Source organism: Saccharospirillum sp. HFRX-2 (assembly GCF_043196805.1).
GTDB lineage: Bacteria > Pseudomonadota > Gammaproteobacteria > Pseudomonadales > Natronospirillaceae > Saccharospirillum.
On sequence record NZ_JBEBMU010000005.1, the window covers coordinates 214,537 to 237,480 of the forward strand.

The following is a 22,944-nucleotide window of genomic DNA, read 5'->3' on the forward strand; positions in this document are numbered from 1 at the left end:
CGGGAATATCCGATGAAGTTTTTGCGTAACTTAGTTAAACCCATTCTATGGTTCTTAGGTTGGGTAATTCCAAAGCGGCGCGACCTGGTGTTGTTCGGACAATGGGGAGGTCGTTACGCTGATAATTCCCGGGCGTTGTTTGAGTGGATGACACAACACTCCAGTCATCAAGTGATATGGTTATACAGTTCTGAAAAACCACCTGCAGTACCGGAAGCCATCGCCTCCCAGGTCCGGATGGTAAAGCGGGAATCTTTGTATGCGGGTTGGTTGGCACTCCGGGCTCGGGTTGTGGTGATTTCACACGGTCACAACGATTTCGGTTTGTGGCGTCACGCGGTGCAACGCGCTAGGAGCTTAATGCTTTGGCACGCCATTATGGTAAAGAGTGCATTTTTAACCGACGGTTCTTTATCGGCTTCTCGCAAACGTCGTTACCGGCGTCGTGAAGCTCGGCATTTGGATGCTGTTATTGCCAGTTCTGATATTGACCGCTATCACACCGTTGCCTATATGGGCGTACCGGCAGAGCGTGTTTTTGTTACTGGCTTGCCGCGACAGGATGCGGTATTTCGAACGATGGAAGCGCGAACAACAACAGTAGGCAGTGGTCAGATAAAAATTCTCTATGCACCAACGCACCGAGATACTCATAGCGCACGTCAGCAGTCATTGTTTTTTCCGTTTACTGATAAAGATGAAGCAGAATTTGCTGCGTTTTGCCAGGCTCATAAAATTCAACTTCTAATGCGGCCTCATCCAAATGATAAAGCATCGCGGGTTCATGTTTATGAGCTAGCGGAGCGATACCCCGATGTTTACGTACCCGCAACTCCACGGGAAGTAATGGATGTAGCCGAGCTGCTTCCGCAGATTCAGGTATTGGTTACCGACTATTCTTCAATTTATCTGGATTTGTTGCCATTCGATATCCCCTGTGTGTTTTTGCCGTTCGATATCGAAGAGTATTCGGCGTACCGAGGCTTAGCTTATTACTATGATTTGATAACGCCAGGTCCTAAAGTTTACACTCAAGCCGACCTGACTAGCGCGTTAGCAGAAGCGGTAGTAGGCGCAGAAGCTTGGCGTGAGCGGCGCGATATGGTGACGAAGATGTTCTTCGCGCATCTTGATGCTGCATCTTGCGAGCGGGCTAGTCGTTTAGTTGATCATCTGGTTGCAGGCACCCATCGACGTGCAGCGGCACGCGAAGCTATTTTTGCAGCGCCGGTAATAAGTAGTAATAACGCAGGCGCGCGGCCTGACCTGGGTGCTGTAAGATAGCTGGAGGTGATAGAGGTTAATTAAAGGGATATTGTTGACGGTATAACAAGACGGCAGTAGCTTAGTGATGCATTCCGATGCATTAATTTAATGTTCTAGTCGCAGCCCACAGCGAAGCCGCAAGTCGGTTCCAATGGTGGTCAAAATTTATCGACATGTTGTCTGAGTGGTTAGCGCACCTTGTTGCCAGCTGATCAACCAATGGAGGCCTGCTGATCATATTTTTGGGCTAGGCTATGATGTTTTAAAGATTGACTAATGATATAAGCCGGTACCTGCACGGCAGGGTAAAAAGAGGGCAAGTCTGGTATGGACGATGGCAAATGGAAGCCTAGCTGTCGCTATGTACAGTATATATACTGAGCTGGTCGTCGCTCTCGCTTTTTATCAGCCAATAAAATACTTTTTTTTTGGAAATGAACTGTGCTGAAAGACTATAAGAATACGCTTTACAACGCCGGAAATTACTTTGCAAATAACTGGCCTGAATTCTGTCTGCTGTTTTTTATTGTGCTCTACCCCTTTGGCGAGATCATGCATGTTGCCTTGCTGCCGTTTCTCTATTTTGTGATACGCCAGGGTGTGCCAAATGCGCCTTGGGTCAAGCCTTATCTTGCGTTGGCGTCGCTGTTTTTGATTCCATTGCTGCTGTCGGCATTCACCGCCTGGGTGCTGAAACGTCATCTGGAAATTATTTTTCAATGGGTCTCTTATGTAGCACTGGGGTTGGCGTTGATCGCTATGCTTCGTCACCGCTTCAATGAAAATCTATTGCTCTATGGCATGGCGGCCTTGGTGATGTTTGCGGCCCTGGATGGGCTGATGCAATTTTTCGTGGGTTATAATGTACTAGGTAATCCGCTGGTAAGTGGTCGCGTTGTTGGCGTTTTTTACCCTCACTTGAAGTTGAGTGTCGATCTGGCTCATTTATCGCCTTTTGTATTTGAAGCCATTCGTCGTTATGCCAAGCCTGGTGGCTGGCGTTCTCTAGCCTGGTTGATGATTGTGCCACTGGCCTTTGCCATTTTTCTTGGTGGTAACCGGTCGGGTTGGTTAGTGTTTTTTGTTTTCAGTGTGCTCTACGTGGCTTACTTGTTGTATCGACGTGAGTTTCCGCTCAAAACCTTCTTTTTGGTGAGCACGGTTACGCTAGTCGCTGTGTTCGTGGCTATACAGACATCCTCTTCGATTGAACGACAGGTTGATAAAACACTGATGGCGTTTTCCGGCGATATTGAAGACATTAATGTCGCTGGTTCATATCGTGTGGAAGTTTTCCGTGCGGCGCTTGCTGTTATTGTCGCTCATCCTTGGTTGGGGGTGGGTGAAAGTGGCTTTGATGAAGCAGTGAAGCCATTGGGTATCGATTCGCGCGAGGTTCGCGGCGACAATAAAAGGTTGCGCCACGCACATTTCCATTTATTGGATGTGCCCTTGCAAACCGGCGTGATTGGGTTGGTGGGGTATCTGCTGGCGTTTGCTTGGTTGGTTAAGCGTACTTGGCAGTCAGCCAAACATCCTAACACCATGGCTTTTGCGATGGCCGCAGGTGTTGCGGTCGCCATGATGCCTATCAATATGCACTACAGCTTTTATGATGTTCGCCATGCGAGCCTCAGCCTGGTGTTTTTGATGTTGAGTTTTGTTTATTTGCCAGCATCAGGTTCAAAATCGAGCCCTGAATAGTTTTTCGTGAAGGCTGCCATTGCAACGATCTCACTTCGTGTTTGATGCCTGGATTGCTTGGCCGAACGTGCTGACAATCAAGTGGATTGTCAGTTCGACCAAGGTTCCTATCTACGCACTAAGCTCGAAGTTGACTGAGTGGTCTAGGTGACAGCAGTTTTAGTCAGTATTGGACAGCAACTATCCAAAGAATGGTTTATAGGCCGCAGTATATTTCCTCTAACAAAGAAGACTGTTTATCGAGGTCAAACTTTGTCGTTGCTGTTTGTCGGGCGTTAACTGAAAGTTCAGTCCTAAGGTTTTTGTCATTTAGTACTTGGTGAATTCGGCTGGCAATAGCATCGATGTCTTTTTCCTGAACCAGAAAACCATTAGTACCGTCTATGACTGCTTCAGCAATACCCGCACTGTAGGTGCCTATAACCGGTGTTCCACAAGATAAGGCCTCAAGAATGCTAATTGGCAAGCCTTCCTGGTCTCCAGTGGACGCAGTGATTGAGGGGGCACATAATAATTGCGCAGACTGAACTTCTTCTACTATCTGGTCTGGCGAAAGCCGGCCCATAAAATTGATATTGCATGGGGCCTCATTGGACAGTTCTTTTAGGCTATTCATGAGTGGCCCATCACCAATGATATTAAGTTGTATATTGTCTTTTATGCCGATTTTTTGTAAGGCTTTGATTAAATATTCACAGCCCTTTTTCTCAACTAATCTTCCAACAAATACAATCCTTCCTTCGATGGCGTCGTTGCCTGATGGTTTAAACTTTTGAGTATTAACACCAATATAGTGTTGAATAATTTTGTTTTCAGGACACCCGCGTTCTAATAGTTTGCTTTTAATGAAATCGGAAACAGCAATGATCTTCTGTGAGCCATTAAAGACCTTTTGAAGGTTGTCATCTTGCTTTTTTGTATGTTTATTGATGGTAATGTCGCGGCCATGGAAAGTGGTTAAAAGCGGAATATTTAACGCTTTGCTGAGTGCTAGGCAATTTAGAGCATTTGAACCAAAATGAGCATGTATGATCTGTGGCGACAGCTCTGTTAACTGGCGCAACCAGCGTTTGTTGAGAATGTTGAGTTTCTTGTGAAGCCCTGCAGTCAGTTTGGGGAACTGACTAAAATCACTTTCAATGCAAACATGATATTCTTTGCCTGGAACAGATTTTTGTTCAATTAAATTATATCCAGCCATGTTTCTCTTGAAACCACAAAAAATTGGTTCCCAGCTAGGAAGGTGGTGTGCCTGCTCAGCGATAAAAGTCTCTGAGTAGGGCAGTAAGTCTTTTCGAAATATCAAAGCGCGTGACATAGATTAACTCTCATGCTTGCGGTTGTATAAGAAGTGCCGCTGATGTTTTTAGATTCTCAGCGATGAATAAAATAAATGGGTGAATCGTCCAGTGCCAGGGGTTGACCTGTTTCATGCTTGATTGGTTCACCCAACAGAGTATAGGGAATATGGTCGGCCGGCGGCAAAATAGCGGTGCCGGCGTCCAGGCTGTAAGCTACAATGCAGTTATCAAAATACCACCAAGTGATGCCGTCTTTAATTTTCCGCTTCTCGAAGCTTGCTTGGCCTACTGTGCGATGAAACTGTAGCAGGGCTTTCCAGCCAGGTCTTTCGCGCCAGCCACCTTTGTTGTCAACCAATCCAAACCCAGGGTGCGCCAAACGCCACCACCAAAGCCGTTCTGTAGCCCCACTGCACAAGGTGATCAGAGCATAGCGAATCATATAGGCGGCGCTATCGAGTTCGTTGATGTGCAGTCGACTTTCGCTTTGATTGTTGTATTGATAGGCGCCGGCAAGTGGGCTGTATAAGCCGGTATTTTGTAGCGGCCAATTGACTTCAGTTATGTAAAAACCGGTTTTGTTGTAGCTCTTGGCGATGGCTTTCCCCAACAACGCTTTTTCCAGGGTGGTAAAGCCGTTTTGAGCATTTTCTGGTGCGCCGCGTCGGTCTACATAAAGGTGGCAGGAAAGGGCGTCGACGGCTTCACCGCCGGCATCCAGTAGCGGCGGATAGTACTGAAACTCGAAATCGTTAACAGCAGGTCCGATAAACTGAATCTCTGGATATTGCGCTTTCAGCTGTGCCGCACCGTGCCACAGGCTGGACATTTCTTCGAGATTCCATAAGCCCCATTTAACGCGGTTCACCGCATGGCCAATTTCCACGCAGTGAATATGGCTGTGAACCCGGGCCAGTGCTTTAGCCATAAATGCCTGCCAGGCGGCGGGGTCCAGCACGGCCTGGCGAGATTGAACTAGGCCAATGCCAACCGGGTGGCCTGCTTCGGCCAGTTGCTTGATGGCCTCTGCTGCAGCATCCAGGTGCGGCTGGCCCAGGTGAAAATACAGCCGCACGAAAACGCTTAATCCCGGTGTTTGCTTCAGTTGTTGCAGTTGTTGCTCGAAGGTTTCATCGACTTCAACGCAAACACCAAAGCGTCCGTTCATGTTTACTTCGGTTTGGAAGCTGTCCGATTTCAGTTGTCGATAGCTACGCCAAATCGACCAGCTCTTACGCAGATTGCTGAACAGCGTCGGCCAGATATCAGCGCCGCGGCGCTCGCGTCGACGTTCAGGGCTGCGCAGCATTACCGAAGGTTGGCCGGAGTATTCATCCCACAGCCAGGCATCACGTTCACTCGGTTGGCCGGTGGATACCTGCTTCTTCTCATCAGCCGCTGGATGCAACCACTGACGGATAGTGCGGATCGGATGGCGCCATTTGCGTGAGCGCTGATGACGACGGAAGCGGGCGCGGTAACGATCGGCCCAGCGTTCGAACTCCTTCGGAATCGGCCCGTCGTTCCAGTAAATATGACGGAAGATGCGCAGAAAGTGCGAGGGCAATTTCATCCGGTCCAGATCCCGCGCGCGCTGTTTGTAGCTTGGATTGGCAACAAGTTGGCCGCGGTTAAGGTCAATAAAAGTAGGGTTGGCCCAACTGGCCGGTCCGGTCCGCTGCAACAAAATGTTTTGTGGGCCCAGATCATTATGCAGAAAGCCGCTGTCGTGCATGGTACGGATGGCTTCGGCACAGACACGCAGTAGGCGAATATAGTCGCCAGCGTAAGGCCGCTGACGCAATAAATAGGTCATCTCGGAATACAGATCGGTCGAATCGGTCAGGTATCGGCTGATCAGCAGGCTTTCCACCAACTGGTTGCCATTCCAGCGCTCAAGGTAGCCCAAAGGTTCAGCAACAGCGGCGCCTTGTTCGTAAAGGTGTCGAGCAAAAGCGTGGGCACGCTGAGCCTTGCTTCCGGTGCGTCGATACCAGGCACTGCGTAATTTGCCAGGTTGTTTGAATACTTTGATGCAGATGTCGTTACCACCAGCGATAGGATCTGGCAGGCGATAAACCCGATTGCGTTGGCGGAACAGTAATTCCCCCTGATTCTGTTCATCATTCAGGCTTGCCAGCCAGGCCAGGCCAGCACTGTCGGTATAGCGATGATGAGATTCACCCTCGTATCCGGGGAGCAGAGGTTCCAGGGCTGTATAGGTGCTTATCGGTGACATCGCAGACAGACTTTTTTAGTGGGCGGCCATCATACCGGAGGCTACCAATGGCGACCAGACAGCCGCTCAGATAGCGCCTTGGCCGGTCATCACGTATCCTAGTCGACCTTAAAAACAGCGGTGGATTTTCGTCTTAACACCATGACTGATTCTTCTAGAGACAAGCAGCCGAAGGGCTGGCGTGGCCTGTGGCCAGAACGTATGGATAAGGCTTGGGCGCGTTGCTGTGCGTGGCTGGATTTGCTGGTTGTTGATCTGGGGCTGTTGCGTTTGCCGGTCAATCGTCCGGTGGAGGTTGTGCCGGGCATCTGGCGTTCTAACCAGCCCACACCCTGGCGTCTACGAGCCTTGGCGAAACGCGGTTTTCGATCGGTGATCAACCTGCGCGGAGAAGGGCGTAGCGGTGCTTTTTATCTGGAGCAGTATCACGCTGAGCGTTTGGGGTTGCAGCTTTATAGTCTGCGCATGAGTTCGCGACGAGCACCAACGCCAGAACAGTTGGCTATCTTGCATGATTGGCTCGACAACGCTCCCAGACCGTTGTTATTGCATTGTAAGTCGGGGGCTGACCGGGCCGGCCTGGCTGCTGCTATCAGTCTGCTGTTGCAGGGCGCGACTCCTGAGATGGCAGCCCGGCAGCTGTCTTGGCGTTATCTGCATATCCGCAATGCCTCGACTGGGATGATGGATCATTTTGTTCAGTGCTATGCCGCCAGTGGTTACGCTCAGGGGATGGCGTATCGTGATTGGATTTCCCAGTCGTACGATCGGGAACAGACGCGACTCAGTTTTCGCCGCAGCGGTCGTTGGAGCTGGTTGACAGATCGGTTGCTGCGGCGCGAATAAGTTGCTCCTTTCGGGTAACTCAAATAGCGGTCAATAGCTGATGCCGGCGTTTAAATATGCCCGCCACCACGTTTTAGGAAGGGTACCATCTTGATGGTATCGACCTTGTGTTCACGTTGCGCTTCGAGCAAGTTTTGGATAACAGCCTCAGGCTTGATAAAACGCTCATAATATTGCACCGCGTTATTGGACAAGCGCTGCCATTCTTCTTCTGGCATAACCATCGCGCGTTCAATAGCGTTGTGCAGTCCAGCTTCGCCCTGGAATGCGATGCAATTGACGCCGTCTTCGAGGGCAGGGAAAAAATCATCTCCGTACTCAATGATTGGAACCGTACCCACGGCTAAGGCTTCAACCGCGTTGTGTGACATGGGGTAGCGTACGCCCGGGCAGGCGAAAAAGAATTTTGCCCGGGCGAGCGTTGATAACCACTGTTCGACTTTGATTTTGCAAACTTCATTGCAGATTAACACTGCACCCATGACTTTCTGCCGTTCCCATTGATGCATTTGCCGGGTAGATTCAGGTTCAACCAGTTGGAGTTGCTTGGCTTTTAATGATTCGCGCACCACTTCAAGGTAGCGTTTTCGGGTCACTCTGCCGTAGACGCTACGAACCCAGTCTTTGTCGTATTTGCCAGCGGCCGTCTGTCCGCCAAAAAAGCAGTGCCAAAGCCGTGGCTGTGCTCTTAGCGGGGCAAGTTCAAGGTCTTGTTGGCGTTGGTAGATTCCTGGAAATAAAGGGAAAGGCCAGGGGAATTCATTGTCGGCAAGACGCTCGTTGATCTCCAGGCTTAGCGTGAAATGCGGTGCCTTAGACTTGGTTACCTTAAAAGCTGGCAGGGACTGTTCGCTAACGATGATCCAATCCGTTGGGTCCCCAGGAAGTGTTTCGTTCGCTCCGATGAGACTAAAAGGTTGCTCAAAACAACTGGCTTTAAAGTTCTTTTTGGGGTTGGCCAGGAAGCCATAGTGATTGACGAATACCGGGTGGTAGCCTGCCCGGGTAAAGTAGGTGTGTAGGTTGTGAATACGTCGTCCCTGCGGGCCATCGACCCTTGTACTGCCCAGGTTAAACAGCACTTTCTTGCCTTGTTCCGGGATCGGTTGTTGGCTGGCGATCAAACTCGCATAGGCAGTTCTGAACCTGGGTGTCAGAAACGGGCGGTAGCGGCGCCAAGTTTTGTCCAAATGTCGGCCCAGAACTTTAAAGGTCGGCATAGAAAGGCATCCTGGTAAATTCTGGCAGTCTAACTGAGCTAATTCCTTCAGGCTAGGGAGCTCTTCTTGGCAAGGACTACGGCCATTGCGCTGCAAAGTGTGTATCACTTGTGGCAGAACGTTTTAGCTCGCGTAGAGCTTTGGGGGAGTTATTTAGAGGCTCCCTGGAATCTCCGTTTTCTGAATAATCATCCTGGTATGGGGTTTTGGTTGCCAGTGTCTCGGCTTTATCTGTCCTGGCGGTTTCAGTACCATAGCGCGCTTTTCATCCAGGGTTGTCTGTGAAGGCTACTGATCAAATGAGGGTAGGGTGTGACTGGACTTGAACAGCAGTCCTGCAAGGTGACTATATTGGGGCCATTGAGCCTGAAATCCGGTCCTCCTTTGCTGAGCAGTAAAACCCGCTGGGTGTATGAACACCCCCATGACTCCAGCTTGCTTGTGAAAGTCCATATCCCACGGGGCCCTGGAGCCCAGCAGTCGGGAATCCAGGCATGGTTTGCCGCAGCCAAGGATTATTTTTTATACAGTTCAGGCATGGTGCGTGAACTGCGTCATTTTGTTGAAAGTCGTTATCGTGACCAGGGGTTGGCATGCAGTCGCATCTGCCCCATTCATGGCGTAGTGGAAACGGACTTGGGGCTGGGGTTATTGGTGTCTGCCGCACGGTCTGCCGACGGCAGTCTGGCACCGACGTTACAGACCTTGATGGATAACCGACTGTTAACCGCCAGCCAGGTGGCTGATCTTCGTGCGCTGTTAGACAGTATGGTGGACTCGACTTTGACTTTTGCCGATATGAATTACGAAAACCTGGTACTGGAGCATGCCGGAGATGACTCCGAGCGTTTCGTTATTATCGATGGCCTGGGCGATCGTACCTGGATACCGACGCAACGCTGGTTTCGTAGCGTTCGTCGCAGTAAGAAGCGAGAGTTTCAACAGCGTGTTGAGCGTCGCTTGAGCAGTCTTGGATATGACTGATCGCAGACCTCGGTGGCGCCGCCAATGGCGAGCGCGATGGCAACAACCACAGGTTCGTCTGGCTGTCTGGTTGGATGCACTGTTCGTCGATCACGGTATTGTGCGACCACTGTGGAACAACCCCCAGCAGTTTGCTGCGGATGCCTGGCGCTCCAATCAACCTGGCCCGATCGGTATTCGGCGTTTGTCCAATAAAGGGGTGCGTACTCTGGTCAATTTACGGGGTCAGGGTGGTGGCGGGGCTATCCTGCTGGAAGAAAAAGCCTGTGAACGTTTCGGGATGCAATTAGTGCATTTTCGGATGTCCTCGCGCGGGGCGCCGTCGAAGCAGCGCGTGCTCGCTTTTGCTGATCTGATTAAGCGGCTGGAAACGCCGGTTCTGTTCCACTGCAAGTCGGGTGCAGATCGTTCTGGTTTTGCCGCCGGGCTTTACCTGTTACTCACCGGTCAGGGTTCTGTGGCTGATGCCAAGGCGCAGTTGTCGTGGCGGTACTTACATTTTAAAGGCGCAAAAACCGGCATGCTGCATGAATTTTTTTGCGCTTATGAACGTTATCAGCAGAACAACGAAACCGATCATTCGTTTTTAGATTGGGTCGCTGAGATTTATGATCCCAAGCAGTTGGAGCAATCATTCCAGCCGCGTAAAGCCAGTGCCTGGCTTGTAGACAAGGTATTACGACGTGAGTGAATACAAACTGGACATCCATCAGGACACGCCACGGCGGGCTTTGATTTATCGTCTTTGGCGCAGCTACTTAAAAGGTCACTGGCCTTGGTTGCTGGTGGCGGCTGTGCTGGTGGTTATCGAAGGCAGTGCCTTGGGCTTGCTCAGTTATTTAGTGCAGCCAATGTTCGACAACATTTTTGTGCAGGGTAAATCCGATGATGTGATCTGGATTGCGCTGGCAATTTTTATTGTGTTTACAGCTCGTGCCTTGGGTGGCTTTGGGCAGCGAACCATTACTCTGAGTGTGGGTCTGCGTGTTATTACCAATATGCAGAAAGACATGTTGTCGCACTTGATTAGACTGGACTCTGCATTTTTTGGGCAGCATTCACCTGGTGCGCTGATTGAGCGAGTGCGTGGTGATACACAAGCGCTGAAGAATTTTGCCAGCACGGCATTGATCAACTTAGGCCGCGATTCCATTTCCTTGGTTGCTTTGCTCACAGTAGCGATGATGGCCGATTGGCGATGGACAATTTTTGCTTTGGTTGGTTTGCCGCTGTTGTCGGTTCCAATTGCCGCGTTGCGGCGACTCATTTTGAGAACGACGCGCAGTTCACGCGAAATTTCATCGGTTATGTCAACGCGCTTGGATGAGATTTTTCACGGTATCAATGCCATCAAACAAAATAATCTTGAGCGTCATGAAGATGGCCGGTTCGCTAAAGAGACCGGGCGTTTTTTCAAGTACCAGCGTCGATCAGAAGTGGGTAATGCCGCCATGCCGGCGATGATCGATTTGGTGGCCGGTTTTGGTTTTGTATTTGTGGTGATTTACGGCGGTTACCAGATTATCGATGGTGAAAAGACCATCGGTGAGTTTATGAGTTTCTTCACTGCCATGGCGCTGATTTTCGATCCGTTGCGGCGCTTGTCCAATATCAGTGGTGCTTTCCAGTCGGCCAGTGCCAGCTTGGAACGCATTTTTTCTGTGTTGGATCTTAAGCCTAGAATTCACAGTCCGGCACAACCGCTTCCTGCGCCTCAAAATGTTGCCCAGCGTGATGTTGTGCTGGATAAGGTGCGTTTCGCTTATGGTGATCAGCCTGTGTTACGTGACCTGAGTTTAACGGCGCCAGCCGGGAAAATGACGGCGCTGGTGGGGGCTTCGGGTGCGGGTAAGTCGACCATTTTTAATTTGTTGACGCGTCTGGTTGATCCCCAGTCAGGACAAATACGCCTGGGTGATCAGCCGATTGATCAGTTGGATCTGATTGAGTTGCGTGGGCTTTATTCGGTGGTCAGCCAGGATTCGGCTCTGTTTGACGAAACCATCCGTCAGAATATTCTGCTCGGTGATCTGCAGGCCACGGATGAGCGCTTGACTCAGGCGGCACGCGAAGCCTTGGTCGAGGAATATACCCAACATCTGGAAGCCGGTCTGGATACCCTGGCCGGCCCTCGTGGTTCCAATCTTTCCGGCGGTCAGCGACAGCGGGTGGCCATTGCCAGAGCTTTGCTGCGTGATGCACCTATTCTGTTGTTGGATGAGGCGACCTCAGCACTCGATACCCGAACTGAAAAACTGATTCAGCAGACGTTGGAAGATCTCGCTAAGCGCAAAACCACCCTGGTGATTGCGCATCGTTTATCGACGGTTATGAATGCTGACTTGATTCATGTTTTGGATCAGGGGCAGGTGGTGGAAAGTGGTACTCATCAGGAGTTGCTGGCCAAGGGCGGCGCCTATTACCGTTTGCATTCCACCTTCGAACATTGAGGGTTGGATGCCGCTGCGTTTATAACCGTTGCCTGACCAGCCCAATGGCCGTTGCCAGAAAAATCAGCGGGGGCAACAGCGCAGCGTAAGGCGCGCTCAATCCTGCTACCAGCAATAAGCTGGCGCCGGTCTCGGTTGCCAGCTGCACAGCGATCGCCAAAGCAACGCCTTTGAAGGCTGCATCCCCCAGCGTTTTCTGACGAAACGAGCCAAACGAAAATACCAGTGCTAAAAACAGCATGCCCAGGTAAGTGATTGGAAACCACAGCCGGTTCCAGAAGGTTAGTGCTAATTCTGGATCGGCACGGCGCTGCTGATTCGAGAAAGTCACCTGACGCCAGACCTGAGGCAGCGTTAACTCTCGGGTGCGTTGTGCCAGCAGCGCCAGCAGGTCGGCATTGAAGTTGTCCGGTTGCCAGTTCAGCGTTGCAAACTCGCTGTGAATGACCTGATCGTTTTCAAACTCGATACGTCGACCGTTCAATAACCGCCAGCCGCGATCGATCGGTGACGCTTCGGGCGCGTAGATCATGCTGGTCAGGTTGTTGTCTGTGCTGAGTTCAAAGACGGTCAAGCCGCGAATGTCTCGCTCGGGTGAAACGAAGTCGACGTTAATAATCCATTGATTATCCTGAAACCATTCGCCGCTCAAAGTGGGCAGTGAGCGATTGAGGTTAATGGCGCGCGACACTTCAGCTTGCTGGCGCATTTGCGGAGCCACCCACTCGCCAACAAAATAGATAACCGGCATCAGCAGCAGGCCGGGCAGCAGCAGACGCAATACCAGGCCGTAAGCGCTGCTCGATGCCAATTGAATAATAACCAGCTCGTTGTTCTTGGCCATGCCGGCTACGGAGATCAGGGTGCCGAGCAGCACCATTGGGCCAATATACTGGTAGACCTCCAGTGGCATGCTGAGCAACTGATAAAGGGTCGCCTCCCAGGGGCCATAGCTGTCACTGGCGCGGCGGCTGAGTTCGTCGGCCACCCCCATCACCATCAGCAGACCACCAATCGCCAGCACCACGATGGCAATAAAGACCGCAGTACGGCGAATGATATAGCGGTTGAGAATCGACATCATCAGTTGCGCCTCCGTACCCAGACCAGCCCCACTAATGCCAGAACGATGAGGTACCACCAGGGGCTGGCGATCAAGGGTAACTGACCTTTTTCAACGCCGGTTTGCAGGGTCTGCTGGCCAAAGGTGAAGACGATATAGAGCACGATGCCCAGGGCGACGGCACCAACCTTACCTTTGCGAGGTTTTACCCGGGTCAGGGCGACGGCCCAGACCGCCAGTACAGGTATTAGGCAGGCCAGCAGGGTGCGCTCAATGGCATCGCTGCGGCTGGACTGACTGCCACTGCGCCACAGTGCCAGGGTGTTGCTGGCATCGCGTGAAGCGCTGGCGCGGTTGTTGTCGACGCTGGGGATGTAGAGCGCAAACTGCTTGTAGTCGATTTTTTCAGTATCACCTGGCGTTAATGCAAAAACCCGTTGTACGCCATTAAAAAGGGTTAAATATTGACGCTGCTCCTGTGTCTCGATGCGCGCAGAAGGCGCGGTATTAACGGCGATACGATCACCGTCCACTCTGGCTATAAAAACCGATAACAAGGTGCCTTCGGATGGGTTGGAGCGTTGTGCGTATAGGGTGGCATTGCGCTGGTTCAGCGTGAAAAATTCACCGGGCGTGACGATATCGGTTAACGGGCGGTTTTGCTGTTCGATCAAGTAGCGTGTCAAACTACTTTCGGATAGAGGCGTCAGCCAGTGTGTAAACGCCAGCATAATGATCATGGCCGGTACAGCCGTAAAGAGCAGAACATTTTTCAGGATGCCGCTGTCCGACTGACCAACAGCATGCAGAATAATACGTTCGGATTCTTCGCTCATCCGGTTAAGGCTGGTCAGCGCTGCCAGAAAAAAGGCCGCTGGCAGCAGTTCTGGAATCAAAATGGGCAGCTGATAACCGACTATGGCCAGAATTGCCCAGTCAGAATATTGCCCGGAGACAACCCGCCCCAGGATCTCACTCATTTCGCCGGCGATCAGCAAGGCCGACAGAATCGCCGTGATCAGAATAAAAGGCTTCAGGATTTCACGGCAGAGATACCAGGTGAACAAGGCGGAATCCTGTTTGAAAGAAGAAGGGCGCAGTATAGCGGTCAGCCGCAGACGACCCAAGCCGTCTGCGGCACAGGATCAGTCGTTATCTCGAATGGCCAGGCGGATCAAGGCGACAAATACACCCAAAAAGCCACCCAGCACCAAAGCAGCCGTCGCAATGAGCAGTCGTTTTGGTGAGGCCGGGCTGGCCGGAACTCGGGCCAGGGAGTCCTGGTCGATTAAGGCAACGTTATCGAGTGGGATCTGGATGTTTTGTAAGCTGGCCATTTCACCGACCAGTTCTGAGTGATTAACGCTGCGCTTGGTCACCGGTGGGGTGGTTACGAAAATATTACCCTCAGGCATGGTGGTGATTTTATTCAGGCTTGAAAGATCGATGACTTCGGTCTCATTAAAGCTGCCGGTAAACTGCCGTGCAGCGCCGTCCTGTCGCAACGCCTCCAACTGAGCACTGAGAATCCGCGTACCTTGCAGGAAAAGATCGTTTTCACTGTAACCATTGCCTTGAGTGATCAGTTGAACATTACCGGATCCATGGACCAGTGCTGTCCAGTCGGTAGGCTCTACAATATCCAGCGTATTGGCCAGGTTTATCGCCTGCTCTAATTCATTGACGCGTTGCTGCAGGGTGTTTTCCGCTGCCAGCTCAACCTGAGTGATCTGCGCTTGTAACCTTGCAATACGGATGTCACGAGTGGCTTCTATATCGGCTTTGAAATGTTCAGCGGTACGTTGTGCAGCCAGTACCATTAGCTCATTTAAAACAACCTGAGCGGTCTGCGGATCAGCGGACAGAAAACTCACCGTGACCGTTTCCAGCGGAAGGCTGTCATCTTTTAACGCTTCGGGGTTGGCGGGTGTAATCGTTAGGCTGCGCTGTAGACTTTGTACCGTGCTGACCCGAGCTGCGTCGGCTAGCTGATCGTCTTTATTCTCAAGCGCCGCATTGTAGGCGGCCATCATCAGTGAGTAAGACTTCAGGTTATCGACAAACTCACGGCTGATATCATCCAGTTCAATCGCCTTTATGGATTGTTCCAGCAATGGCTGCACTGCCTGAAGCGTTGGTTGGGTAAAAGTGGCTTCTACTCGATACTTATTTGGCAAAGTCAGAATGATGATACCTGCCGTCGCTACCGCCCCTAGAGTAATGCAACCGATAAGCACCCACTGGGCAAAGAGTCCTCTAAGCAAAGCACCGAGATCGATGGTGTCATCATCCTGGTACGGAACAGACGGTTGCTTGGCCGGCTGAGGATTGTCGTTGGATGCCATCGGCGAGGATACTCCCTATCATTCTGGTGATTTGAATTTGCCGGCCAGTATACGAGAGCGTTGCGGGTGGGCCAACCGGTAGCGTTGCTGGTTTGAAACAGGGTACAGTTGCCTTCTGCTAACGCTGCTAGTTTCCAAAATGGAGTGACGAATGACCGAGTTGACCTGCTTTGGCGCCTACGACATCCGCGGACAGTTGGGTACCGAGCTGAACAGGGATATTGCTTATCGCATCGGCCGTGCCTTTGCCGCCTTCTTAAAGCCGAAAACCGTTGTGGTTGGCGGCGATGTCCGTGAAACCTCGCCAGAGCTGAAGGCAGTTTTTGCGCAAGGGGTGATGGACTTCGGCGCCGATGTGATCGACATCGGCTTATGCGGCACGGAAGAGGTCTATTTCGCCACCGATTACCTCAAGGCCGATGGCGGTTGCATGGTGACGGCCAGTCATAACCCCATCAATTACAACGGCATGAAGATGGTGCGCGAGCTGTCCAAACCGATCTCTCGTGATACCGGGTTGGATGACATTAAGAAAATGGCCGAGACCGAAGACTTCGGCCCGGCAGCGGCCAAACCCGGCACCCTGACCGAACTCGACAACAGCCAGGCCTATGTCGATCACCTGATCAGCTTTGTCGATATTCCTAACCTCAAGCCTATGAAGTTGGTCACCAACGCCGGCAATGGCGCTGCGGGTCCATCACTGGATCGGCTGGAAAAAGCCTTGCTGGCCGCCGGTGCGCCACTGGAATTTATCAAGGTGCATAACGAGCCGGATGCGACTTTCCCCAATGGCATCCCCAATCCTTTGCTGCACGAACAACAGCCGGTGACCTCCAAGGCGGTTCGTGAAAACAACGCCGATATGGGTATTGCCTGGGATGGCGATTTCGACCGCTGTTTTTTATGGGATGAAGACGGCAACTTTATTGAAGGCTATTACATCGTCGGTTTACTGGCGGAAGCTTTTTTGGTCAAACAACCGGGCTCCAAAATTGTCTATGACCCGCGCCTGACCTGGAATACCGTCGAGATCGTCGAAGCTAAGGGCGGCACGGCGGTGATGTGCAAATCCGGCCACGCCTTTATTAAAGAGAAGATGCGCAAGGAAGACGCCATCTATGGTGGCGAAATGAGTGCGCACCATTACTTCCGCGATTTCTCCTACTGCGATTCCGGCATGTTGCCCTGGCTCCTGGTGATTGATCTGCTGAGCAAGAAGCAAACCTCGTTGAAATCCCTGGTTGGTAAGCAGATGGCTAATTTCCCATCACCGGGCGAGATCAACAGCCAGGTGGCAGACGCCGACGAAGCCATGACCCGGGTCTACGAGGCCTACAAAGCCAAGGCCATTGCTGAAGATCGCATTGACGGCCTGTCACTGGAATTCGATGACTGGCGTTTTAACCTGCGCAAATCGAACACCGAGCCGGTGATTCGTCTCAACGTTGAAACCCGCGCCGATAAAGCCTTGATGGACGAAAAGACTCAGGAACTGCTGGCGCTGATCCGACAGTAACCCGCTTGGGATGCCTTGCTTGAAAACGTTTTCAAATATAGAGTGACGGCTCTGAAACATAAGCGGACGAGGGTAAGTCCATGACCATTCTGGTAACCGGTGGCGCGGGTTATATCGGCAGCCATACTTGCATCGAATTGATCGAAGCCGGCCAAGACGTGCTGGTACTCGACAATCTGGCTAACAGCTCGCTGGAGGCTTTGCGCCGGGTCGAAGCAATCGTTGGGCGTCAGGTGCCTTTTGTCGAAGGCGATATCCGCGATGCGGCCTTGCTGGAACGGCTGTTCAGTGAGCAGTCGATCAGTGCTGTGGTGCATTTCGCTGGCCTTAAGGCGGTTGGCGAGAGTACCGAGATTCCCATCGACTACTACGAAAATAACGTCGCCGGCACCATCGCTCTATTGCAGGCCATGCGTCGGCACGACGTAACCCGACTGGTGTTCAGTTCTTCGGCCACCGTTTATGGCGATCCGGCATCGGTGCCGATTCGCGAAGACTTCCCGCTCAGCGCCACCAATCCCTACGGCCAGTCCAAGCTGATGATCGAGCACATGCTGCAGGATTTGGCGCGTTCCGATGAGCGCTGGCGTATTGCCGTGTTGCGTTACTTTAATCCGGTTGGTGCGCATGAATCCGGCACCATCGGTGAAGATCCGAACGGTATTCCCAATAATCTCTTACCTTACATTGCCCAGGTCGCCGTCGGTCGGCGCGAGCAACTGGCGGTGTTCGGTGATGATTACAACACCCCAGACGGTACTGGCGTGCGCGACTACATCCACGTGGTTGATCTGGCGCGGGGCCATCTGCGGGCGCTGGATAAGCTCAATACGCAAAGCGGCTGTGTTGCCTATAACCTGGGCACCGGTCGTGGTTACAGCGTTTTGGAGATGGTGCAAGCCTTTGAGGCGGCCTCGGGCAAAGCTGTGCCTTATAAAATATCACCGCGTCGTCCGGGCGATATCGCTTGCTGTTACGCCGATCCGGCCTTTGCCGAACGTGAATTAGGCTGGGTTGCGGAGAAAGGGCTCGATGTCATGATGGCCGATACTTGGCGCTGGCAGCGGCAAAATCCGCAGGGATACGGGGGCTGAAACAGCCCCTTTTTTTGTGGCCGGCGGCGGTTACTGAACTAGAGTGAATTCCAGCTTTGAACCGGTGTTTTCTTTGATGCGAACGGTCACTTTCTGCTCCAGACAGTAACTGGTGGTTTCGCTCTTCATCTGCATGCGCAGCGCATCGTAACTGAATTTTTCGTCACCACCGCGCAGATCGACAAAGCCGCTGGCGCCATTGTCGTCCAGCTGGATGATCAAACCACCGGCATTGATGTGTACGATCGTCGCCGCCCAATCCTGCTCTTGCTGACGTGCCAGCCATTGCATGCGCAGGTGGTTGTCCACCTCATTGGCGGCCTTGCGACTGGCGCTCAGCTTGTCATTCAACAACTCGACCACAGCGGTGCTGAGCGTCAGCGGCTGGTTATTCAGCTTGGCTTTGATCAAACGATGCAATTGCAGATCGCTGAATTTGCGAATCGGACTGGTTACGGTGGTGTATTGCTCGAAACCGAGTCCAAAATGCGGCGCTGCCTGATTGGTCCACAGACCGCGTTCGAGCCGTTTTTGCAGCACTTTGTGCAACGGGAAGTCGGTGCAGTCGCGCGCCGCGCGCATGATGGTGCGATAGCCATCCAGCGTGCTGCCGTCACAGTCGGCCACAGCCGGAGCGTAGTCGCGCAGTAAACCTTTCAGCTCTTCTTCGCGCTCACTGCGAAAGCCCGGATGAGTCATAAACAAGGCATTATCTTCGGCCAGCCAGGCTGCTGTTATGCGGTTGGTGGCCAGCATGCTTTCTTCTACCAGACTGTGCGCGGTGGTGCGCTCTTCGCGCACAACATCGGTGACGTTCAAGGCGTCGTCCACCCGAATGCGGTAATCCGGTCGGTCAGCCATCACCAGGGCATGGTTTTCGCGCCAGTTACGCAGCGCCTGACAGCAGGCGCGCAGCGTTTCCAGATGCCAATGTTGCGCCGGAATGGGCTCTTCGCCATCGAGCCAGCGGCTGACGTCGGTGTAGCTGAGCTTGGCGGTTGAGCGGATGCGCGCCGGTGTGATGGCGAGCTTGGAGAGATTGCCATCGCGCGCGACCTGCAGATGAAATACCAGCGCCAGTCGAGTGGCGTCTGGAACCAGTGAGCACAACTCTTCGGCCAATCGCTTAGGCAACATATCCAGCGGCATGCCTGGCAAATAGGTGGTGGTGAGCCGTTCCAGGGCTGCCGATTCCAACGCGGAGTCTGAACTGAACCAGGCAGAAGGATCGGCAATGGCGACGTGCAATAACCAGCCATCGTCGGTTTCTTCGGCGAACAGGGCGTCGTCCATATCGCGGGTGCTGGCGGCATCGATGGTGACGAAGGGCAGGTCGGTGAGGTCTTGGCGATCCTCTATTTGCTCGATCAGTTGTTCATCCAGGGCGTCGGCGGCGGCCAGTTGTTCAGCGCTGAAATCTTTCGTCAGGTCGTATTTCTCAATCGCCAGACGGTGCCAGGTACCCGCTTCGTCTTCGGCGCCGAGCACCGCTTCGATTTCCGCCTGGGCCTTGCCCGTTTCCCAAGGATGACGCGTAACGAGCGCTTTTACCCATTGGCCGGACTGGGCTGAGGCGGTTTTCTTGGGGGGAACAAACAGCCACTTGCCGTGGCCGGCGGCTTCGGGTTCAACGCCCTGGGCCTTACCGCGCTCAACGTAGCGGCCGACAAAGCTGGCGAGTTCGCTGCTTTCCAGTGCTTCCAGGCTGGCGCGCAGCTTGCCATCGCTTTGTTCTTCAACCACAAAGGTGACTTGGTCACCGGGGAAAACCCGTGCCATCTCTTCCGGTGGCAGGAAATATTCCAGGCCATCGTCACCGACCACAAAGCCGAAGCTGCGGCCGGTGCCTTTGATGCGGCCGGTCAGCCGCGGCTGGGTAGACTGGATATCGGATTTCAGCGATTGCAGCTGCGCAAGAGCGTTGGCGTCGAGCATAGTGGAGAGCTTGCCTGTTCGTATTAACCGGCGCGGCAGTATAACGGAATCGCGGCGGTTTTTACTCCCCCCAGTTCTTCAGGTTTTGCAGAAAGGTTTCGGTGCGCTCGATGGCGGCCAGCAATTCCGGATCGTCCGGTTTCAGCTGCAACGCTTCGCGCCAGACGGCGAGCGCTTCCTGCAGTAAACCCTGGCCGTACAGCAGCCGGCCACGCTCAAGCAGGGCCGCGGCTTGGGCATCGATGCGTCGCTGCAGGCGTGGTTGCAAGGCGGCGCTCGCCTCGGCATCAATATCCCGGATTTCACCGAGCAGGCGTTTGGCGCCGATCAGGTCGTTAAAGCGCAGCGACTGTTCGAACTGTGTCTGCAGCTGCGGCAATTGCCGTTGTGCCGCGGCGGTTTCCTGCTGACGCTGTTGTTGGCGCTCATCGCGCTGTGCCTGACGGATATTGTTCAGCAAGTCCTCACTGAGGTCGTTCGGTGCCAGTTGGTTGGATAAGGTCAGCGCTTCGATCGCCGTTTCGCTGTCATTTTCGTACAGCGACTGACGGCCCACTGCATAAAGACCGCGTGATGCCTGACTCAATTCCTGCTGGTAGGCGCGGTAGCGTTGCTGGGCGAAGAAACCATCGGGGCTGGCCAGCAACAGTTGCTCTTCGCTGGGCCGGGTGGCCAGCAAATAGCGACCATATTCCATGGCGATGGCGCGCTGGCTCAGTTGAATACTGCGCAGCCGGCGTTGTTCGTAGGCTTGGCGTTGGCTGGTCAGTTCCGGCGCGTCCGGCAGCTTCTCTAGCGCTTCGTCGAGCACGGCAATGGCACTGGGCCAGTCACCTTCCGGCTCGAATTGAGCCGCCTGGGCCAACTGCTGTTCGATGTAGTCGCTGCGTAAGGTTTCAATCTCTTCGATGCGTGGCGTCAGGGCATTGAAGCCCGGGTGATCGGGCGGTACGGCGCCCAGTGCCTCCAGCGCCCGGTCGTAGCGATGCTCGGCAACCCAACCATCGACCTGAGTATTGAGGTCGCCTTTCTGGCTCAGCAGGGTGCTGCAGCCGCTGATCATCAGCAGCATGGATAACAGCAAAGCGGGACGTAACTGATGCATTGGCAACGACTCAGGGTGCGACCGGCGTGGTAAGCCAGTCGGTGATGGTCAAGGCGTCGACCTTTGCTTGAAAGCCTTTGACCTGAATGCTGACGGTATTTTCTGTGCCCAGTGGGTGGGCTGTGTGGACGGCGTCATAGAAACTTTTGTCGGTCATGATCTGGCCGTGTTCGGCGCGGTCGCACAGTCGTGAGGCCAGGTTGGCCGGTTCACCGATAACCGTGTATTGCAGGCGCTCATGCGAGCCGAGCAAGCCCGCCAACAAGGTGCCACCACTCAGACCAATGCGAATGTTCAGGCACGGCAGGTATTGGCGCTCGCGCTCACGGTTCATCTCGACAATGCGTTCACGAATGGCGATGGCGCATTGCATGGCGTGGTAACGATGCTCGGCGTCTGGCTGCGGGCAACCAAACAGCAGCATGGCACAGTCGCCAATGTATTTGTCGACATTGCCCTGATATTGGTGGCAGATGTTGGCGAATTCGGTGAAATATAAATTGAGAATCTCAGCCACTTCTTCCGGATTACGGCCTTCACTGAAAGCGGTATAACCCACCAGGTCGACAAAGATGACCGAGGCTTCCACCCGGCGGCCTTCCTGATTGGGCTCGACGTCATCCTGAGCCATATAGCGCGCCGCAACCGGGTTGCTGACAAAACGTGAAAACAGCCGCTCGACGCGGTCTTTTTGCTGCAGTCCCTGCGCCATGGTGTTGAACGATTCGGTTAACGCCTTGAACTCACCGCTGTGCTGTTGGCGGATGCGGAAGCCATAGTGTCCAGATTCGATGGCGTGCGTCCCCTCAATCAAATCGTTAACCGGTTTACCGAGCGAACGGCCCAGCCGGATCGCCACCAGGGTGATCGCCAGCACCAGCAACATGACCACCAGAATACCTGAACGAACGACGGCGGTTTGGCTGGCATCCAGAGCGGATTTATCCAGCCCGACCCAGGCGGTACCGCCATTGACGTCGCGAAAGACGATGGGTGAATAGAACCAGGTGATGTCGTTTTCACCTAACCGAACGCCGCTGTCAGTGATGTTGTCAGCACCGCCAAAGTAGGGCCTGTAGCGCCCGGCATCGGCCAGCATATTGCCCTGTCGATTGAACACCGCCACTGAGGCAACAACGGACTGCTCGTTCAGCGAATGCACCAGACTCCTTAAACTCAGCGCATCTTCGGTAAAGACCATCTCCACCGAAGCAGCACCGAGCTGAGCGGCCAGGGCATCGCCGGTGTCATTGAACTGGGTTTCCATCATGGAAAACTGGCGATAGACCAGGGTGTAACCGAGGATGCTGGACGCGAACAGAACCAGCAGTGTCATGATCAGTGCCAGCTTGTGGCCGAAATGCCATCTCATTGTTGTGCAGTCTGAAAGTGGTGAACGTATCGGCTCAGCATAACACCGACTTTGTCGAAGCGCGCAATCGGCCGATTCTCGTGTCAGAAGGATGAAAATGTGCGCTGGTTATCGCAAATAATTCATTGGCGGGCTGTGGCCTTTGCTGCCGTGTCGTTAGAATGCGCCGCCATGACAGACGCCTCTTTTTTTCAGTCCTTACTGCTCCACGCCCAGTGGTTTGCAGCCTTATTGTTCGTACCGCTGGTGTGCTTTCTGGAAACGGCCCGGTCCACTGTGGTGTGTCGCTGGAGTGCCTTACTCAGTGGTTATCTGGTGCAGTACGGCCTGATCGCTTGCCTGATCGGCAGCGGCTTCTCCCAGCAGGCCATCATTCTGATCGGTTCAATCGCCGCCTATGCCTGGATTCGTTTATTGACCGGCTGGTTAAAACGACAGTCTGGGCTGGCGCGCCAACAGGATTCAGCCCAATAATTGACGATTTTTTCTGCAGCGTCGCTG

At 53.2% G+C, this 22,944-nt stretch carries 18 protein-coding genes; 9 read left to right on the forward strand and 9 right to left on the reverse strand.

All coding sequences use genetic code 11. The annotated features are described in order from the left end of the window. Nucleotides 1–12: 12 nt before the first annotated feature. Both ABMA60_RS12575 and ABMA60_RS12580 read left to right on the forward strand, forming a co-directional pair. Entirely contained in the window at nt 13–1,284 is a 1,272-nt protein-coding gene (locus ABMA60_RS12575; protein ID WP_392803578.1) for a CDP-glycerol glycerophosphotransferase family protein, read from the forward strand. Between the two features lie 423 nt (nt 1,285–1,707). Beyond that, entirely contained in the window at nt 1,708–2,970 is a 1,263-nt protein-coding gene (locus ABMA60_RS12580; protein ID WP_392803581.1) for an O-antigen ligase family protein, read from the forward strand. 196 nt (nt 2,971–3,166) lie between these two features. Here the strand turns inward: ABMA60_RS12580 and ABMA60_RS12585 are convergent, their stop codons facing one another. Next, nucleotides 3,167–4,288 carry a glycosyltransferase gene (locus tag ABMA60_RS12585; RefSeq protein WP_392803583.1) on the reverse strand — a complete coding sequence of 374 codons (1,122 nt, stop codon included), beginning with the start codon at nt 4,286–4,288 and terminating at the stop codon, nt 3,167–3,169. A 56-nt stretch (nt 4,289–4,344) separates the two neighbouring features. Further along, entirely contained in the window at nt 4,345–6,510 is a 2,166-nt protein-coding gene (locus ABMA60_RS12590) for a lipopolysaccharide kinase InaA family protein (protein ID WP_392803585.1), read from the reverse strand. A gap of 201 nt (nt 6,511–6,711) precedes the next feature. On the opposite strand from ABMA60_RS12590, the gene ABMA60_RS12595 reads away from it, so the two are divergent. Beyond that, the gene (locus tag ABMA60_RS12595) at nt 6,712–7,356 is read left to right on the forward strand and encodes a tyrosine-protein phosphatase (RefSeq protein ID WP_392803588.1); all 645 of its coding nucleotides are present in this window, start codon (nt 6,712–6,714) and stop codon (nt 7,354–7,356) included. 50 nt (nt 7,357–7,406) lie between these two features. On the opposite strand, the gene ABMA60_RS12600 is transcribed toward ABMA60_RS12595, so the two are convergent. Further along, nucleotides 7,407–8,576 carry a glycosyltransferase gene (locus tag ABMA60_RS12600; protein ID WP_392803590.1) on the reverse strand — a complete coding sequence of 390 codons (1,170 nt, stop codon included), beginning with the start codon at nt 8,574–8,576 and terminating at the stop codon, nt 7,407–7,409. 342 nt (nt 8,577–8,918) lie between these two features. On the opposite strand from ABMA60_RS12600, the gene ABMA60_RS12605 reads away from it, so the two are divergent. Genes ABMA60_RS12605 through ABMA60_RS12615 form a run of 3 tightly spaced genes read left to right on the forward strand, consistent with a single transcriptional unit; the run spans nt 8,919 to nt 12,010 of the window. Continuing rightward, on the forward strand, nt 8,919–9,560 hold the full coding sequence (locus ABMA60_RS12605; RefSeq protein ID WP_392803680.1) for a YrbL family protein: 642 nt from the start codon (nt 8,919–8,921) through the stop codon (nt 9,558–9,560). After that, nucleotides 9,553–10,251 carry a tyrosine-protein phosphatase gene (locus ABMA60_RS12610; RefSeq protein ID WP_392803592.1) on the forward strand — a complete coding sequence of 233 codons (699 nt, stop codon included), beginning with the start codon at nt 9,553–9,555 and terminating at the stop codon, nt 10,249–10,251. The genes ABMA60_RS12605 and ABMA60_RS12610 overlap by 8 nt, the downstream gene beginning before the upstream one ends. Next, a complete protein-coding gene (locus ABMA60_RS12615; RefSeq protein ID WP_392803594.1) occupies nt 10,244–12,010 on the forward strand; it encodes an ABC transporter ATP-binding protein in 1,767 nt (588 codons plus the stop codon). Before ABMA60_RS12610 ends, ABMA60_RS12615 begins: the two co-directional genes overlap by 8 nt. Before the next feature lie 19 nt (nt 12,011–12,029). Here ABMA60_RS12615 and lptG read toward each other — a convergent pair whose 3' ends face one another. The 3 genes from lptG to ABMA60_RS12630 all read right to left on the reverse strand — a co-directional run bounded on the left by lptG (nt 12,030) and on the right by ABMA60_RS12630 (nt 15,418). Beyond that, the gene (gene lptG / locus ABMA60_RS12620; protein ID WP_392803597.1) at nt 12,030–13,094 is read right to left on the reverse strand and encodes an LPS export ABC transporter permease LptG; all 1,065 of its coding nucleotides are present in this window, start codon (nt 13,092–13,094) and stop codon (nt 12,030–12,032) included. Continuing rightward, on the reverse strand, nt 13,094–14,140 hold the full coding sequence (lptF, locus tag ABMA60_RS12625; protein ID WP_392803599.1) for an LPS export ABC transporter permease LptF: 1,047 nt from the start codon (nt 14,138–14,140) through the stop codon (nt 13,094–13,096). Before lptF ends, lptG begins: the two co-directional genes overlap by 1 nt. Nucleotides 14,141–14,218: 78 nt before the next feature. Then, nucleotides 14,219–15,418, reverse strand: coding sequence for an LPS O-antigen chain length determinant protein WzzB (locus ABMA60_RS12630; RefSeq protein WP_392803601.1), 1,200 nt, complete (start codon nt 15,416–15,418; stop codon nt 14,219–14,221). Nucleotides 15,419–15,569: 151 nt separating this feature from the next. Between ABMA60_RS12630 and ABMA60_RS12635 the strand changes: the two genes are divergently transcribed. Both ABMA60_RS12635 and galE read left to right on the forward strand, forming a co-directional pair. Next, the gene (locus tag ABMA60_RS12635; protein ID WP_392803604.1) at nt 15,570–16,937 is read left to right on the forward strand and encodes a phosphomannomutase CpsG; all 1,368 of its coding nucleotides are present in this window, start codon (nt 15,570–15,572) and stop codon (nt 16,935–16,937) included. An 80-nt stretch (nt 16,938–17,017) separates the two neighbouring features. Further along, on the forward strand, nt 17,018–18,031 hold the full coding sequence (galE, locus tag ABMA60_RS12640) for a UDP-glucose 4-epimerase GalE (protein ID WP_392803606.1): 1,014 nt from the start codon (nt 17,018–17,020) through the stop codon (nt 18,029–18,031). Nucleotides 18,032–18,061: 30 nt separating this feature from the next. Here galE and ABMA60_RS12645 read toward each other — a convergent pair whose 3' ends face one another. The 3 genes from ABMA60_RS12645 to ABMA60_RS12655 all read right to left on the reverse strand — a co-directional run bounded on the left by ABMA60_RS12645 (nt 18,062) and on the right by ABMA60_RS12655 (nt 22,407). Continuing rightward, nucleotides 18,062–19,966: a VacB/RNase II family 3'-5' exoribonuclease gene (locus ABMA60_RS12645; protein WP_392803608.1), complete on the reverse strand. Its 1,905-nt coding sequence runs from the start codon at nt 19,964–19,966 to the stop codon at nt 18,062–18,064. 61 nt (nt 19,967–20,027) lie between these two features. Next, complete coding sequence (locus ABMA60_RS12650) at nt 20,028–21,071, reverse strand: tetratricopeptide repeat protein (protein ID WP_392803610.1); 1,044 nt, start codon at nt 21,069–21,071, stop codon at nt 20,028–20,030. Nucleotides 21,072–21,081: 10 nt separating this feature from the next. Continuing rightward, entirely contained in the window at nt 21,082–22,407 is a 1,326-nt protein-coding gene (locus ABMA60_RS12655; protein ID WP_392803612.1) for an adenylate/guanylate cyclase domain-containing protein, read from the reverse strand. A gap of 207 nt (nt 22,408–22,614) precedes the next feature. On the opposite strand from ABMA60_RS12655, the gene ABMA60_RS12660 reads away from it, so the two are divergent. Beyond that, nucleotides 22,615–22,917: a hypothetical protein gene (locus tag ABMA60_RS12660; RefSeq protein ID WP_392803614.1), complete on the forward strand. Its 303-nt coding sequence runs from the start codon at nt 22,615–22,617 to the stop codon at nt 22,915–22,917. The last annotated feature ends 27 nt before the right edge of the window (nt 22,918–22,944 follow it).

What these genes read in the sequence shown, in the direction of transcription:
- ABMA60_RS12575 (WP_392803578.1), top strand. Translation starts at nt 13, where the DNA reads ATGAAGTTTTTGCGTAACTTAGTTAAACCCATTCTATGGTTCTTAGGT.
- ABMA60_RS12585 (WP_392803583.1), bottom strand. Translation starts at nt 4,288, where the DNA reads ATGTCACGCGCTTTGATATTTCGAAAAGACTTACTGCCCTACTCAGAG.
- ABMA60_RS12590 (WP_392803585.1), bottom strand. Translation starts at nt 6,510, where the DNA reads ATGTCACCGATAAGCACCTATACAGCCCTGGAACCTCTGCTCCCCGGA.
- ABMA60_RS12595 (WP_392803588.1), top strand. Translation starts at nt 6,712, where the DNA reads ATGGATAAGGCTTGGGCGCGTTGCTGTGCGTGGCTGGATTTGCTGGTT.
- ABMA60_RS12600 (WP_392803590.1), bottom strand. Translation starts at nt 8,576, where the DNA reads ATGCCGACCTTTAAAGTTCTGGGCCGACATTTGGACAAAACTTGGCGC.
- ABMA60_RS12610 (WP_392803592.1), top strand. Translation starts at nt 9,553, where the DNA reads ATGACTGATCGCAGACCTCGGTGGCGCCGCCAATGGCGAGCGCGATGG.
- lptG (WP_392803597.1), bottom strand. Translation starts at nt 13,094, where the DNA reads ATGATGTCGATTCTCAACCGCTATATCATTCGCCGTACTGCGGTCTTT.
- ABMA60_RS12630 (WP_392803601.1), bottom strand. Translation starts at nt 15,418, where the DNA reads ATGGCATCCAACGACAATCCTCAGCCGGCCAAGCAACCGTCTGTTCCG.
- ABMA60_RS12635 (WP_392803604.1), top strand. Translation starts at nt 15,570, where the DNA reads ATGACCGAGTTGACCTGCTTTGGCGCCTACGACATCCGCGGACAGTTG.
- galE (WP_392803606.1), top strand. Translation starts at nt 17,018, where the DNA reads ATGACCATTCTGGTAACCGGTGGCGCGGGTTATATCGGCAGCCATACT.
- ABMA60_RS12645 (WP_392803608.1), bottom strand. Translation starts at nt 19,966, where the DNA reads ATGCTCGACGCCAACGCTCTTGCGCAGCTGCAATCGCTGAAATCCGAT.
- ABMA60_RS12650 (WP_392803610.1), bottom strand. Translation starts at nt 21,071, where the DNA reads ATGCATCAGTTACGTCCCGCTTTGCTGTTATCCATGCTGCTGATGATC.
- ABMA60_RS12655 (WP_392803612.1), bottom strand. Translation starts at nt 22,407, where the DNA reads ATGACACTGCTGGTTCTGTTCGCGTCCAGCATCCTCGGTTACACCCTG.
- ABMA60_RS12660 (WP_392803614.1), top strand. Translation starts at nt 22,615, where the DNA reads ATGACAGACGCCTCTTTTTTTCAGTCCTTACTGCTCCACGCCCAGTGG.